This is a genomic window from Actinopolymorpha sp. B17G11 (genome assembly GCF_040196095.1).
Classification (GTDB): Bacteria; Actinomycetota; Actinomycetes; order Propionibacteriales; family Actinopolymorphaceae; genus Thermasporomyces.
Map to the genome: position 1 here is coordinate 11,960 of NZ_JBEFTW010000036.1, position 14,102 is coordinate 26,061.

Consider the following 14,102-nt stretch of genomic DNA (forward strand, 5'->3'; position numbering starts at 1 on the left):
TGCGAGACGGAGGGAGTCGGCGAGGAATGACGGAGCCGGGCACGATCTGCTGGAAACCGCCGGCCGACGCCCGTGAGCGGAGCCGGGTCGGCCACTACCTCGCCTGGCTGGAACGCGAACGCGGCCTGGCCTTCGACGACTACCACGCCCTGTGGCGCTGGTCCGTCGACGACCTCCCCGGGTTCTGGGGCAGCATCTGGGACTACTTCGGTGTGTCGTCCGATTCCCGCGTCACGTCCGTGCTCGCGAGCGACGCCATGCCGGGGGCGGAGTGGTTTCCCGGCGTAGGACTGAACTACGCCGAACGCATGCTCGCCGACCTGCAGGAGACCGGCCCGGTCGTGGTGGCGCGGTCACAGACGCGGAAGCCGGTCGAGCTCACCGCCGCAGAGTTGCGGGCCGCGGTGGCCATGGCCCGCGCCGGCCTGCAGCGCCTCGGTGTCGGCCGGGGTGACCGGGTTGCCGCGTACCTCCCGAACATCCCCGAAGCGCTCGTGCTGCTGCTCGCCACCGCGAGCCTGGGTGCGGTGTTCTCTTCGTGCGCGCCGGAGTTCGGTACGCGGAGCGTCGTCGACCGGTGGAGCCAGATCGAACCGACGGTGCTGGTCGCGGTCGACGGCTACGTCTACGGCCCGAAGGAGATCGACCGGACCGCCGAGGTAGCCGCGATCCGGGCCGCGCTGCCGGGGCTGCGGCACGTCGTGGTGGTGCCGTACCTCTCGGCGGAGCGGGCCGCCGCGATCCCCGACGTCCTGGCGTGGGACGACCTGCTGGGTGGAGGCAGTGGCGGAGTCGCGGCCGGGGAGACGCCGGAGTTGACGTTCGAGCGGGTGCCGTTCGACCACCCGCTCTACGTTCTCTACTCGTCGGGGACGACCGGACTGCCGAAGCCGATCGTCCACGGGCACGGCGGGATCCTGCTCGAACACCTCAAGACCCTGGCCCTGCACTTCGACCTGGGCCCGGGAGACCGGTTCTTCTGGTTCTCGACGACCGGCTGGATGATGTGGAACGCCCTGGTCTCGGGCCTGCTCGTCGGAGCGACGGTGGTGCTCGTCGACGGCAATCCCGCGCATCCCGACCTCGGCTACCTCTGGCGGTTGGCCGACGAGTGCGGGGTCACGTTCTTCGGGACGAGCGCGCCGTTCCTGATGAGCTGCCGCAAGGCCGGGTTGCGTCCCGCGGACATCGCCGACCTGTCGCGGATCCGCGGCCTGGGCTCGACCGGCGCGCCACTGCCGGCGGACGGCTTCACCTACGTCTACGAGAACGTCAACCCCGACCTGCTGCTGCAGTCGTTCTCCGGCGGTACGGACCTGTGCACGGGTTTCATCGGCGGCTCGCCCCTGCTACCCGTCTATGCCGGCGAGCTGGCGTGCCCGTGCCTGGGCGCGGCGGTGGCGGCGTACGACCCGGCCGGCCACAGGGTCGTAGGGCAACTCGGCGAGCTCGTGATCGAACGCCCGATGCCGTCGATGCCCGTCGGCTTCTGGGGCGACACCGACAGTTCCCGTTACCGCGCGGCGTACTTCGCGGACTTCCCCGGCGTGTGGCGCCACGGCGACTGGATCGAGATCACCGAGCGCGGTACCTGCGTCATCACCGGGCGGTCCGACGCGACCCTCAACCGGGGCGGGGTCCGGATGGGCACGGCGGAGTTCTACTCGGCCGTCGAGGCTCTGCCGGAGATCGTCGACAGTCTGGTCATCCACCTGGACGACCCGGCAGCGGGTACGGAGGAGCTGTTGCTGTTCGTCGTCCTTCCCGAAGGCGTCCAGCTCGACGACGCGTTGCGGGCGAAGCTGGCCACGGAGCTGCGCCGGAACCTGTCCCCGCGGCACGTTCCGGACCAGATCGTCCGCGTTGCCGCCGTACCCCGCACCCTGTCGGGCAAGAAGCTCGAGGTCCCGGTGAAGCGGATCCTGGAGGGCCGGCCGCCCGAGGAGGCGGCGAGCGCCGGCGCCCTCGCCGATCCCACGGCACTGCGGGCGTACGAAGAGTTCGCCCACACGCGCCGCGACCACTGATGCCGGCAGACCCGTCGTGGGAGCCACTCAACCAAACGTGACGTCCTGCTCGAACGGCCACAGGGGATAGCGCCGCCGCCGGTAGGACAACCGCCGCAGGTCCGCGCTCGTCACGCCGGGGGTGTCGACCGCGATGATCTCGGTGGCGAGAGGTGCGTACGCCGCGAGCGGCGCGTGCACGCCCTTCGCCACGATGGCGCGGAAACCCGTGGGATCCAGGCCGAGGCAGGTGAGCTGCACCAGGCTGGTCGGCGGCGTCGGCCGGGTGGTCAGCACCAGCGTCGGCCCACCGTCGACCTCGACGACCGCGGTCGGCCCGGCGTCGTAGTGCCGATGCCCGGCATGGGTCGGCCCAGGGTCCTCGTACCGTCCGGCGTGCAACCTACGGACGACCCCACCGACGGTGAGCGGTGGGCCCACGCGCGGATCGGTCCGCGCGCCGACGAGCAGTTCGACCCGCCCGCCCGTGCCCGCCCGGTGGCAGCGGGTCACCCCGTCGGCGTCGACGAGGATCGCGAGCAGACCGGTGAGACCGACCTGCCGGGCGGCCGCGACGATCACCACCGAGTCGCCCGGAGCACCGGCGCCGATGTTGTCGCCGACGTCCAGTAACAGGACCGGCCCTTTCCTCGCCGTCGCCGCCCGGTGGAGCGCCTCGGCGAGCCGTGCCGACCGGCCGCTGAACTCGTGCCGCCGCGACCACACCTGCCGCGCCAGGGCGGCGGCCCAGGAGCGGGCAGCGCTCGGATCGCCGTCGGTGACGACCAGGGTGGCCATGCCCATGTGGGGCACGTCGGCATACGGGCAGCCCTGGGCGACGGAGGCGGTCAGGACACCCGGCGACGCGAGCACCTCGTCGAGCCCGGCGAGGATCTCGCGCATCGGCGGCTCGCCGGTGTTCTGCGCGAGGATGCCAAGAGCCGCGGGCACCTGGACCAGCGCCTGTCTGGGGCGGATCTCGTCCCGCGCGGTGCGTACGACGAGGGCCGCGAGCTCCTCGGCCCGCAGTCGGGCGTCCAGGTGCGGGTTCGTGCGGTGGGTGGTCACGATGTCGGCGTACGCACAGACCGCGGCGCTCAGGTTGGCGTGCAGGTCGAGTGCGGCTCCGACCACCGTGTCGGGTCCTACCGCCACCCGGACCTGCCGGAGGAGGTAGCCGTCCGCGTCGTCGCGGTGCTCGGCGACGGCGGCACCATGGAGCGCGGCGAGGACGCCGTCCCAGGGTCCGGTCTCGGCAAGCGTGCTGAGGATCTCGTCCGCGAGGGTCTCGAGGGCATCCGGTGTGATCGGACCGCCCGGCGTGGTGGTGGTGAAGACCAGCGGAACGACCTCGACACCGGGCGCGGACCCGGCGGCGAGGAATCCCGCCATGGTCGTGTCGGCATCACCGTGCCGGTCGACGATCTCGGGACCGCGCAGGATCCCGTCCGCGGCGAAGTCCACGAGGTCGACCCGCGACGGCGCGAAGGTGTTCGCCTCGTGGACCAGGCCCACCGCCGCGAGTCGCACCATGATCATCAGCCTGCACGCAGGTCACTGAGATGTCTCCCATATGCGGTGTGTCGTCAGATGTCGGACGGACACCGTGGCCTGGCTGGGACGAACCAAGCCACGCCATCGGGGGAGACGCATGAACCGACGCCTGCTGACCGTGACCGACGAGGCTGTCCGCGGACCGGAGCAGTCGCAACGTCGCTCGCGACGCCCGGGACGAGCGCGACGCCCGGGACGAGCGCGGTGGACACGGCCGCCGGCGGTGGCGCTGGCCGCCCTGGCGACGGTGGCCGGTGCCCTGATCGGACCGGTGAACGCCGCGGAGGCTTCGACCGGGACCCTGGCGCCGGTAGCGCTCGCCCAGGGCGTACGCCCTGACGACGGCGTGTTCCGCGTCACCGGATACGGCTGGGGGCACGGGCGCGGCATGTCCCAGTGGGGTGCGTTCGCGGCGGCGAAGGCAGGGCGCACCTACCCCGAGATCCTCCGCTTCTACTACCCGGGGACGAAGCTCGTCGCCCGGAGTACGCCGGCTCAGATCAGGGTCCGGCTCAGCCACGACCTCGGGGCGTTCCGGGTCCGCCCCGAACCGGGACTCACCCTGTGGTGGACCAACGAGAGCGGCCAGACCCGGCCGGTCCGCCTGCCGGTCTCCTACCTCGGCTGCCGCGTGAGTACCTGGCGGGTCCGCGCCGTGTACCGCCGCGACATGGCGGTCGATGCGTACACCTGCGGACGGTGGCACGCCTACGTGGGGTCGGGCCGCCTCTCGGCGACGGGGCGGGCGTCGTTCGTCGCGACGGACGGCAAGGTGCAGGTCGAACGGCAACTCGGCGACGGCACCAGGATCCGGCGCGGCTACCGCGGCTTCGTGCGGGTGGTCCTGCGGAGTGGGCGGGTACGCCCGGTGAACGTCGTGCCGTACGAGGACTACCTCCGCTCCGTCGTACCCGCCGAGTCGCCGGCCAGTTGGCCCCGCGCGGCGTTGCGGGCGCAGACGATCGCGGCCCGCACGTACGCGGTCCGGTCCTCCTCCAACCGGTCGTCGAGCTACTACGACGTCTACGACACGTCGGCGTCGCAGGTCTATCCCGGCATGGTGGGCTACGGCGCGACCTGGAACGTCATCCGGCAGTACGAGTTCGCCGGCACCAACGAGGCGATCAAGGCGACCCGCGGAACGACGCTGCGCTACGGGAGCCAGGCCGCCTTCACCGAGTTCGGCTCGTCGAACGGGGGCTGGACCGCGGACGGTGGCCTGCCGTATCTGCGCGCCGCGCAGGACGGCTGGGACAGCGCGGCGACCGCCAATCCCTACCGCACCTGGACCGACACGGTGAGCGCCCGGTCCCTGAGAAACCGCTATCCGTCCATCGGCACGATCGTCGAGATCCGGGTCGCCAAGAGGTCAGGGGGCGGCCGGTGGGGAGGCCGGGTCAGCCGGCTGTTGATCATCGGCAGCAGCGGTACGCAGGAGATCCGGGGAGAGGACCGGGTCCGGTCGGTGCTCGGCCTACGTTCGGCGTACTTCGCGTTCGGGTCCTAGGCGACCAGGTGGGTGTGGGTGACCTTCTCGTCGTGCGTACGCCGGTCGAGAAGGTTTCGGTCGAGGTTCCGGACGAGGACCACCGAAGCCTTCCGGGCAAGGGGAGCCAGCAGGGCGTCGAGGTAACCACCGGGGTCCGCCGGGTTCGTGTCGGTCAGCAGGCGGGAGCCCGGCTGCAACCCGAGGTGGTCGGCGCGCGCCTGCGCGGCGGCGACCAAGGCTGCGCCGGACACCGGCGTTCCGGGGTCGCCGACGATCGTGGACGGCGCGTCGGGATCGACCGGGACGTACGGATGGAACTCGTCGGCGTAGCTCGCCACCTCCGCGCCGTAGTCCCACACCCCCGCCGGGAGCGGGTCGGTGAAGGGGCCGCCTAGCGGTCGCAGGGCGAGAGCGACCGTATCCCGCCCACCCGCCGCCACGGCCGCGGCCAACCATTCCGGGCTCGTGACGACGATCTCGGCGGCGCTCGCAATCGTGGGGGCGTACGCAGTCTCGGCGACGCTCGCAGGCTCGGTAGCGCCAGGGCCGCTGACACCGGCGGTGCTGGCGAGGTCGACGACGAGCCCGGCGGACCAGGCGGCGAGCATCCACACGGCGCCCTGCCAGTGCGTGGGAAGCAGGAGCGCGACCCGTTCGCCAGGCTCGGTGCCGAGCCCGTCCTGGCAGAAGTTGGCGGTCTTGGCGACCCAGTTGTCCAGCGTGGTGAGGGAGAGTTCGACGCGTTCGCCGGTGGCGTCGTCGTAGAACGTCAGGAACGGCCGCGCCGGGTCGGTCGCCAGAGCCGCGGCCAGCAGCCGGGCCGGTGTGGTGGGGCGTTGGGGGTTCGTGCGGCTCGAGCGGGTCTCCACAGGTCCGGAGCTTAGGCGAGGTGGCACGGCGCACCGTGGCGGGCCAGTCCGCGGCGACCCGCCCGCCGGATCGCCGGGTTCCCCGTTCCACGGTTGGCGCGGGATCAGAGCTCGCGCACTGATCCGCGGGTCTGCACCCGCGCCGCGATCGGGCGCCGTAGGCTGCCGTCACATGCGGCACGCCGTCATCATCGCCGGGGGAACGGGCACCCGCCTGTGGCCTCTGTCGCGCGGAACCCGTCCGAAGCAGCTGTTGAGTGTCGGCGGCGGCAAGAGCCTGCTCCGCCTGGCCTATGAACGGCTCCTCGGCCTGGTACCCGTCGAACGGATCTTCGTCTGCGCCGGCGCGGCCCACCGCGAGGCGATCGTCGAGCACCTGCCGGAGCTTCCGGAGGAGAACTATCTCGGCGAGCCGCTGGGCCGCGACACCGCCAACGCGATCGGGTTCGCCTGTGCGGTCCTCGCCCGGCGGGATCCTGATGCGGTTCTGGCGTTCGTCAACTCCGACCACGTGATCGAGCCGATGCCGGCGTTCCGGGAGGCGTTGGAGACCGCGTTCGAGGCGGTCGAGCGCGATCACGCCGTCCTTGCGACGTTCGGCATCCCGCCGTCGGCCCCGCACACGGGCCTCGGTTACATCGAACGCGCCGCGCCCGTCGCCGCTCCCCGGGACGAGCACGGGAGGCCCCGGGTCTTCGGCGTGACCGCGTTCACCGAGAAGCCCGACCTGGCGACCGCGAGCGCCTACCTCGCGACCGGCCGGCACCTCTGGAACTCGGGGATGTTCGTCTGGCGTGCCGACACCCTGCTGGGGGAGCTGCAGCGGTTCCTTCCCCAGTCCGCTACGGGTGTCCGGCGGATCGCCGACGCCTGGGACAGTCCCGACCGTTCGGTAGTCCTCAAGGAGGTCTACGCCGACCTGCCGAAGATCAGCATCGACTACGCGGTGATGGAGCCGGCCGCGCGCGGTGACGGCGCCGCGAAGGTCGTCGTCGTACCGATGGCGGTCGACTGGCTCGACGTCGGGTCATGGCCGACCCTGGCGCGGACCCTGGAGAACGACAGCGCCCACAACGCCGCCAACACCGTCACCGTCCTGGTCGACTCGGAGGGCAACATCGTCGTGAGCGACGACCCCGAGCACCTCGTGGCCACCGTCGGCCTGCGGGACACGATCATCGTGCACACCCGCGACGTCACCATGGTCTGCCCGAAGAGTTCCGCCGAACGGGTGAAGGACCTGGTGGCGCGGGTCCACGATGCCCACGGGAACAGGTACGCCTGAGGCCGGCGGACCCACGCCGCCCGGTCCGGCTAGATCGCGTTGGGCTCGGGTGAGTCGGCCGCCGGGAACTTCTTCATGAACGCCTCGATCGCCGCCCCGCTGACCTTGGCGGCGTACTGGCGGTGGCCGTTGCTCTTCGACCAGTGGGTGAGCGCGAGATGCTTGCCAGCTGGGAACTTCCCCTCGCCGACCTTCCACGGCGCCACGATCAGCTTCTTGGAGTTGTCCGGCTGGCGCGACTCGAACCGGCGCGCGATGTCCTTGAGTTGGCCGAGTTGCTCCGCGTCCTTGGCGATGGTTTCGTCGTACCACACGACCGTGTAGCCGTGCTCGAGGTTGTGGACCAGCATCTCCAGCGGCGGGCGGTCCTCGGCGGAGTAGAACTTCCGCTCGAACGTCGCCGGCTGCTCCCAGTGCGGACCCGACGACGGCGGGACCGTCTTGTACGGGACCTTCTGGCCGTTGGGAACGTGGTCGGACACGCCGGCGCCGCTGTCGCTGGAGACCTTGCTGAGACTGGCCTGGGCCGCAGCCACCCCGAAGTCCGACATCGGCTTGCGGGCGGGGTTGGTGACCCAGTTCTTGACCGGCACGAACGCGGCCGCTCCGATGATGACGAGGCCGACAAGTACGCAGGCCGAGATGATGATCGCCGTACGACGGCGTTCGGCGCGCTGCTGCTCGCGCCGCATCTGCTCGATGCGTTCGCGTCGGCTGCCTGGCTTGCGTTTTGCCACGTTTTCTCGTCCTCCGCCTCGGGCCGGCCGACCCACGCGACCGAAGCTCCAGAGTGTACGGAAGGTGTGCGTGAGCGGGGATCCGCACCACCCATCCGAGGGCCGAGCCACTGGCGTCGGCTAACGGGCTCGGACACCATGATCATGAGTCGGCAGATCGGGCTCTGTCACCATGACCATGAAGGAATAGCGGCAGATTCGCCGACAAACCTTCACGATCACGATCACGATCATGATCACGGGCGGGCCGCCGATCAGGAGTGGCGCGGCGGGTGCCGATCAGGGGTGGCGCGGCGGAGGGCATCGGCGGCAGCGCGGCGGAGGGGATCGGGGACACTGACCGCGTGCCGGAACGAACCACTGAACGCGTACGCACCCTGATCACCGACCAGCCGGTCGATCCAGCGCTGACGCTCGCCGGGTTGCGGCGGGGGTCCGGCGACCCGGTGCACCGGTGTACGCCCGACGGGGCGGTGTGGCGCGGCACCCGAACACCGGACGGGCCGGCCTCGGTCCGCATCGCGGCGGACCCGGGGCGCGCCGCGGTCGAGGCGCGGGCATGGGGACCCGGCGCGACCTGGGTGCTCGACCGACTGCCGGCGCTGGTTGGCGCGGAGGACGACCCGAGCGGGTTCGAGCCCGGCCTTCCGCTGGTCGCGACACTGGCGAAACGGTTCGCCGGATGGCGGGTGTGCCGCACCGGGCGGGTTTTCGAGGCGCTCATGCCTGCGGTCCTCGAGCAGAAGGTCACGTCGAAGGAGGCGTGGCGGTCCTGGCGGGAGCTGGTGTGGAGGTTCGGCGAGCCTGCGCCCGGGCCAGGCCCGGCACCGGTCACTCTCCGGGTGCCGCCCGACGCGGCGACCTTGGCGGCCTTACCGTCGTGGGAGTGGCACCGCGCCGGCGTCGGGCCACACCGCATGCGGACCCTCGTCCGGTGCGCCCTGCTCGCGGAAACGCTCGAGCGGACCCTGGATCTCCCGCCCGCAGAGGTCGAACGGGCGTTCCGCACCATCCCGGGCGTCGGACCGTGGACCGTCGCGGAGGTGCTTCAGCGGGCGCACGGGTGTCCCGACGCGGTGTCGGTCGGCGACTTCCACCTGGCCAAGGCGGTGGGGTGGGCGCTGGCCGGCCGGCCGTACGACGACGAAACCATGCTGACGGTCCTCGCCCGCTGGCCTGGTCACCGCTACCGGGTCACCCGGTTGATCGAACTCGCCGGGATCATGCCTCCGCGCCGCGGCCCTCGCTTCGCCCCCCGCGACTACCGCAGCCTCTGACCCCCGTGATCATGATCGTGATCATGAAGATTTTGCGGCGTATAGACGACTTTCCTTCATGATCATCGGCCGGCGCGGCGGGCCCGCGGGAGGGCGCGGCGTGCCCACGTGAGAACAGGCCGCGTTCCCTCCCTTCAGGGAAGTGCGGCGCCGATGGCGAGCATGCCGACGGACTCGGCGTCGGCGGGAAGGATCGACCGGACAAGCGCCGCACCGAACCGCTCGGCGGGGATCCAGACCGAACCCACTCCCTCGACCGCACACGCCAGTGTTAGCCGCTCGCGGATCCCACCCAGTGCGAGGAGGGCCGCGGTACGACCGGCCGATTCGTGCGTACGGACGTACGCCACGGCGACGTACGCCGCCGACGTCGGTAGGCCGACCACGTCGAGCAGGGGTTTGCGGACCTCCGCGTCGTCGACCTCCGCCAGCCCCCAGTCACGCGTACTGGAAGCGCCTCGCCCGGTGGGGACACGGAGCACGGCAACCGCCTGGCGTACGGCATCGACGTCGACCGGCGCGTCGGCGAGCCTGTCCGGGAGCGCGTCTGTGAGCCCGTCGCGCGGGCGGGAACGCACAGCCTCCCGGCCGGCTTCCCGGGTGCCGAGCCGGAACATGTCCTCCTCGGCCGTACGCACGAGAGCCCGCACCCCCGGCCCGTCTTCCTCCGTCACCAGCGCAGCGAGCCCGCGGATGATCGCCACCGGCACCTGCGCGATCTTGCCCTTCACGAGCTCGGCGGCACCGGCCAGCTCGTCGCCGTGCGCGGGTGCGGTGACGGCGAGTTCGTTGCCATGGGCGTCGTGCCGGCCGCGGTGGCTGTCGATGACGCGGACGCCGGCGGCGCCGATCGCGAGGTCGGTTTGACCCAAGCGCCACGGACGCCCGAACGTGTCGGTGATGAGCACGCCGACCGTGACGCCGAGGCGTTCGGACAGCGCGGTACGCAGGGCACGCGCGGAGCCGTCCGGGTCGACCGGCAGGAGGAGGACGCTCCCGGCCGCGACGTTGGACGCGTCGACGCCGGCGGCCGCCATGACGAACCCGTGCCGGGTCTCGACGATCCGCATCGCTCCGCGTTCGGCGACGACCCGCACGGTCTCGGAGCGGATGGCGTCGGCCCGCATCGCTGCGACCTGCAGCGGATCGACTGCCGCGCCGTCGGCCGCCGCGATGGTCCGGTCCTCGGCCTTGCTCACGATCTTGCTCGACACCACCACGATGTCGTGGTCGCGCAGGTCCATCGTGTGGGCGGCGATAAGTCCGGCCAGATCCGCACCGGCCTCGACCTCTGGCATCCCGAGGACCGGCCGGATCACCACCTCGCCATGGTGCGCGCCGGAGCTCACCGGCGTACCTCCTCGGCGAGGTCGAGCGTCGCCCGCGCCATCGCGGCGGCGGCCGCCACGTCGGTCATCAGCAGCGGGAGCGCGCGGGCGGCGATCCCGGCCTGCTCGATCCGGGGGACCGCATCGGCGTCGCGTTCGTCGACCAGCCAGCCGTCGAGCAGCCCGCCCGAACGCCGGCCACCGAAGTGCATGGCGACGCCCGCCGCGGAGGTGTCGACGCCGATCGCCGGCAGCAGCTTGTCGGCCATCCCGCGAACCGGCGCACCGCCCACGATCGGCGACAACCCGACTACCGGCGCCGGAGCGGCGAGGACAGCATCCCGAACACCCGGCACGGCGAGGATGGGCCCGATGCTCACGACCGGGTTCGACGGCGGCAGCAGCAGCAGGTCCGCCGAGGCGATCGCGTCGAGGACCCCGGGCGCCGGCTCCGACGTCTCGATCCCGTCGAACCACACGTCGACGACGGGCAGCTCGGCGTGGTGGCGTACCCAGTACTCCTGGAAGTGCAGCCGCCGCCGCCCGTCCGGTTGGTCGGGATCCTCGACGACCACGTGGGTCTCGACCCGCAGGTCGGTCATCGGCACGAGCCGGACCGGAAGGTCCCAGCGCGCCGTGAGCGCCGCCGTGGCCTCCGAGAGCGTCCGGCCCTCGTCCAGGAGGGCGGTCCGCACCAGGTGGGTGCCGATGTCGCGGTCCCCCAGGCCGAACCACGACGGCGTGGCGTCGTACGCCTGGATCTCGGCGAGCGCGTTCCAGGACTCGTCGGCGCGACCCCAGCCCTTCGCCTCGTCGTTGCCGCCGCCGAGGGTGTACATCACGGTGTCGAGGTCGGGCGAGACCCGCAGACCGTAGAGAGTGAGATCGTCGCCGGTGTTGCCGATGACGGTGATCTCGGCTTCGGGTGCCTGGGCGATGAGACCGCGGAGGAAGCGCGCAGCTCCGATGCCGCCGGCCAGAACGGTGATCCGCACGCAGACCAGTGTGCCCCCTCCCGCCAACTCGCCGGCAGCCGCCAGATCGTCCCCTTCGACCCACACCTCCTGGCCGGAGCCGTGGCGGGGGGCATGGCTGCGGGAACGTGTCCGATGTGGAAGGCTTCCGTGCGACATCACCACCATGAGGGGGTAGCACCGTGGTTTCGGAGACAACCAAGCCCCAACGTGAGCTGTTCGCGTGGGTGCTTGTAGGCGCCGGTGTGGTTCTGGGCGTCGTGGCCGTCCTGCTTCTGGTCGGCGACGGCGAGTTCACGCTGAAGGCGTTCAGCTTCCAGGATCGCTTCGTCTCGCCGGTCCTCGTCGGGATGCTCGTCCTCGCGGTCGTCCTCGTCACCCACGTCGGCGAACCGACCGCCAACGCGCGCGTCCTCACCCTGATCGTGCTGGTGACGCTCATCGTCATGGGCCTCCTCGGCGTGGTGATGTGGGCCTCGGCGCTCGGCGTCGACAGCTCCATCAACGAAGCCGCCGGACCGTTCGGCAAGTGGTCGCGTTTCGGGCAGCAGGTCGCCTATCTCGCGGTGCTGGGTGGGGCACTGCTGTTCGTCATCTCGTCGTTCAAGGCGCTCCCGGCACCGGCCGCCAAGCCGGTCTTCCACGGGCAGCCGCAGGGGCAGCCGGGTCAGTTCGGCCAGTACGCGGGTCAGCCCTACGGCGCCCCACCGCAGGGGTACGGCGCCGCCGGCTACGGCCAGCAAGGTCCCCAGGGTCAGCAGGCGGGCCCGCACGACTATGCGGCCGTCGCCCAGGCCGGCCAGCAGGGCCAGCAGCCTTTCGGCCAGCAGGACTATTCCCAGCAGGGATACCAGCAGGCGCAGTACCCGTCGCCTGGCCAGGAGGCGGCTCAGGACCCCGCGGCCTATGTGTCTGCCGGGCAGGCATTCGGCCAGCAGGGTGGCCAGGAGTCCGCGGGGTACGTCTCCGCCGGCCAGGCACCTGGCCAGCAGGGCGGCCACGACTCCGCGGGCTACGTCTCCGCCGGCCAGGCGTTCGGCCAGCAGGCGGGCACGGAGCAGTACGCCGGAGGCGAGCAGGGCCAGGCGACCCCGCAGTACCCGCAGCAGCAGTACGCGGGCCAGGACCACGCGCAGCAGGGATACGGTCAGGACCAGCAGGGCTACGCGCCGGACCAGCAGATGCAGCAGGGCTACGGTCAGGACCCGCAGCAGCAGGCCTACGGACAGCCGGGCTATGGCCAGCAGCAGTACAACCCCTACGCCGGGTACCACCAGGACCAGCAGGGCTACGCGCCGGACCAGCAGGCGCAGCAGGCCTACGGTCAGGAACAGCACCAGGGCTTCGGGCAGGACCAGCAGGGTCAGCAGGGCTACGGTCAGGAACAGCACCAGGCCTACGGCCAGGATCAGCAGCAGGCCTACGGCCAGTACGGCACTTTCGGCGCCCAGAGCTACCAGACCCCCGGACAGCCGTACTCCGCACCGGCGACGGACCAGCCCTACCCGGGATACGCCCACCAGGACTTCAACTCCTACGGTCAGCAGTACGCCCAGGGTGACCAGGGCGGCCGGACTGAGGGTGTCGACCAGACCGCGTTCCTCCGTCCGGACAGCCCGGCCACGGGCGCGGCGGGCGAAGGGGTGGACCACGGCGGATCGGACGCCAACGGTTCCGGGATGCTGGCGCGCGGTTCGACTGGCCAGGACGCCGGTCGTGACGAGGCGCCCGAGCAAGGCGGAGGCGAGAGCACCGGCCGTACCCCAGGGCAGACCGAGGGTGACTCATCCGATCGTGATCGACCCCAGGGTGAAGCTGGGCAGCAGGGCTGGTGGTCGCAGCCGCCGAGGTGAGCGCGGAGCATCCGTATCCCTCGACGCAAGGTTTGCCGGACCGGGCCGAAAGTCCCTACTTCGAACCAGCCGGCCTGGTACGTCACAGACACGCCGGATTTGCGTGGGTCGCGTATAGCAGACAACGAGTTGACTTCACGGTATTTCCGGCATGTAATTTCATCAGTGTCATTCGCACTCTTCCGGGGTAGCACCTGAAGCGTGGGACATGAGCAGAGTTCGGGAGTCCGGTGGGAGACCGTGCGGTCGGCCGGCTGGATGGATATCCGAGCAGAGAAGCAGTCAACGGGGATTGAATCCACGGACACGTGGATCGAGGAGGCGAGGACCGTGGCAGAGCCGAGCCTGCTGCACGGCAGCGCCGAGGAAGAGCTCAGCTGGCAGGAACGCGCCCTGTGTGCGCAGACGGATCCAGAGGCGTTCTTTCCGGAGAAGGGTGGCTCCACCCGCGAGGCCAAGAAGGTGTGCATAGTGTGTGACGTGCGTGCCGACTGCCTGACCTACGCGTTGGAGCATGACGAACGCTTCGGCATCTGGGGTGGGCTCTCGGAGCGAGAACGTCGGCGGATGAAGAAACGCGCCGGGTAGGGCGCACGAGCAGAGACCTGGACCGCGCTGTCCGGCCTCACCTGGACAGCAGCCGGATCGTTCGCGCTGACTCGGGCCCGGATCTGACCTGCGGGTCGGATCCGGGCCCGAGCCGCACCGCCGCTCCGCCTCGCCCGACACT

Annotated in this window: 11 protein-coding genes; 6 read left to right on the plus strand and 5 right to left on the minus strand. The window is 71.2% G+C overall.

All coding sequences use genetic code 11. The features are described from left to right. The first annotated feature begins 26 nt into the window (after positions 1 to 26). Positions 27 to 2,027: an acetoacetate--CoA ligase gene (locus ABN028_RS28200; protein WP_349698723.1), complete on the plus strand. Its 2,001-nt coding sequence runs from the start codon at positions 27 to 29 to the stop codon at positions 2,025 to 2,027. 27 nt (positions 2,028 to 2,054) lie between these two features. Here ABN028_RS28200 and ABN028_RS28205 read toward each other — a convergent pair whose 3' ends face one another. Continuing rightward, positions 2,055 to 3,539, minus strand: a complete 1,485-nt coding sequence (locus tag ABN028_RS28205; RefSeq protein ID WP_349698724.1) for a M81 family metallopeptidase — start codon at positions 3,537 to 3,539, stop codon at positions 2,055 to 2,057. A 118-nt stretch (positions 3,540 to 3,657) separates the two neighbouring features. Between ABN028_RS28205 and ABN028_RS28210 the strand changes: the two genes are divergently transcribed. Further along, on the plus strand, positions 3,658 to 5,067 hold the full coding sequence (locus tag ABN028_RS28210) for a SpoIID/LytB domain-containing protein (protein ID WP_349327013.1): 1,410 nt from the start codon (positions 3,658 to 3,660) through the stop codon (positions 5,065 to 5,067). On the opposite strand, the gene ABN028_RS28215 is transcribed toward ABN028_RS28210, so the two are convergent. Next, on the minus strand, positions 5,064 to 5,918 hold the full coding sequence (locus ABN028_RS28215; protein ID WP_349698725.1) for a TIGR03089 family protein: 855 nt from the start codon (positions 5,916 to 5,918) through the stop codon (positions 5,064 to 5,066). The two genes, ABN028_RS28210 and ABN028_RS28215, sit on opposite strands and share 4 nt — an antisense overlap. Before the next feature lie 172 nt (positions 5,919 to 6,090). Here ABN028_RS28215 and ABN028_RS28220 point away from each other — a divergent pair, with 172 nt between their 5' ends. Next, positions 6,091 to 7,203 carry a mannose-1-phosphate guanylyltransferase gene (locus ABN028_RS28220; protein WP_349327015.1) on the plus strand — a complete coding sequence of 371 codons (1,113 nt, stop codon included), beginning with the start codon at positions 6,091 to 6,093 and terminating at the stop codon, positions 7,201 to 7,203. A 29-nt stretch (positions 7,204 to 7,232) separates the two neighbouring features. Here ABN028_RS28220 and ABN028_RS28225 read toward each other — a convergent pair whose 3' ends face one another. Further along, the gene (locus tag ABN028_RS28225) at positions 7,233 to 7,940 is read right to left on the minus strand and encodes a DUF3105 domain-containing protein (RefSeq protein WP_349327016.1); all 708 of its coding nucleotides are present in this window, start codon (positions 7,938 to 7,940) and stop codon (positions 7,233 to 7,235) included. Positions 7,941 to 8,212: 272 nt separating this feature from the next. On the opposite strand from ABN028_RS28225, the gene ABN028_RS28230 reads away from it, so the two are divergent. Beyond that, complete coding sequence (locus tag ABN028_RS28230; RefSeq protein ID WP_349698726.1) at positions 8,213 to 9,217, plus strand: DNA-3-methyladenine glycosylase family protein; 1,005 nt, start codon at positions 8,213 to 8,215, stop codon at positions 9,215 to 9,217. Between the two features lie 134 nt (positions 9,218 to 9,351). On the opposite strand, the gene ABN028_RS28235 is transcribed toward ABN028_RS28230, so the two are convergent. Beyond that, positions 9,352 to 10,566 carry a coenzyme F420-0:L-glutamate ligase gene (locus tag ABN028_RS28235; RefSeq protein ID WP_349698727.1) on the minus strand — a complete coding sequence of 405 codons (1,215 nt, stop codon included), beginning with the start codon at positions 10,564 to 10,566 and terminating at the stop codon, positions 9,352 to 9,354. Then, on the minus strand, positions 10,563 to 11,540 hold the full coding sequence (cofD, locus tag ABN028_RS28240) for a 2-phospho-L-lactate transferase (protein ID WP_349698728.1): 978 nt from the start codon (positions 11,538 to 11,540) through the stop codon (positions 10,563 to 10,565). The genes ABN028_RS28235 and cofD overlap by 4 nt, the downstream gene beginning before the upstream one ends. 161 nt (positions 11,541 to 11,701) lie before the next feature. On the opposite strand from cofD, the gene ABN028_RS28245 reads away from it, so the two are divergent. Both ABN028_RS28245 and ABN028_RS28250 read left to right on the plus strand, forming a co-directional pair. After that, positions 11,702 to 13,372 (plus strand): mediator complex subunit 15 domain-containing protein, encoded by a 1,671-nt coding sequence (locus tag ABN028_RS28245; protein WP_349698729.1) that lies wholly within the window; start codon positions 11,702 to 11,704, stop codon positions 13,370 to 13,372. Between the two features lie 330 nt (positions 13,373 to 13,702). Continuing rightward, positions 13,703 to 13,960, plus strand: a complete 258-nt coding sequence (locus tag ABN028_RS28250; RefSeq protein WP_349698730.1) for a WhiB family transcriptional regulator — start codon at positions 13,703 to 13,705, stop codon at positions 13,958 to 13,960. Positions 13,961 to 14,102 lie beyond the last annotated feature (142 nt).

What these genes read in the sequence shown, in the direction of transcription:
- ABN028_RS28200 (WP_349698723.1), top strand. Translation starts at nt 27, where the DNA reads ATGACGGAGCCGGGCACGATCTGCTGGAAACCGCCGGCCGACGCCCGT.
- ABN028_RS28205 (WP_349698724.1), bottom strand. Translation starts at nt 3,539, where the DNA reads ATGGTGCGACTCGCGGCGGTGGGCCTGGTCCACGAGGCGAACACCTTC.
- ABN028_RS28210 (WP_349327013.1), top strand. Translation starts at nt 3,658, where the DNA reads ATGAACCGACGCCTGCTGACCGTGACCGACGAGGCTGTCCGCGGACCG.
- ABN028_RS28220 (WP_349327015.1), top strand. Translation starts at nt 6,091, where the DNA reads ATGCGGCACGCCGTCATCATCGCCGGGGGAACGGGCACCCGCCTGTGG.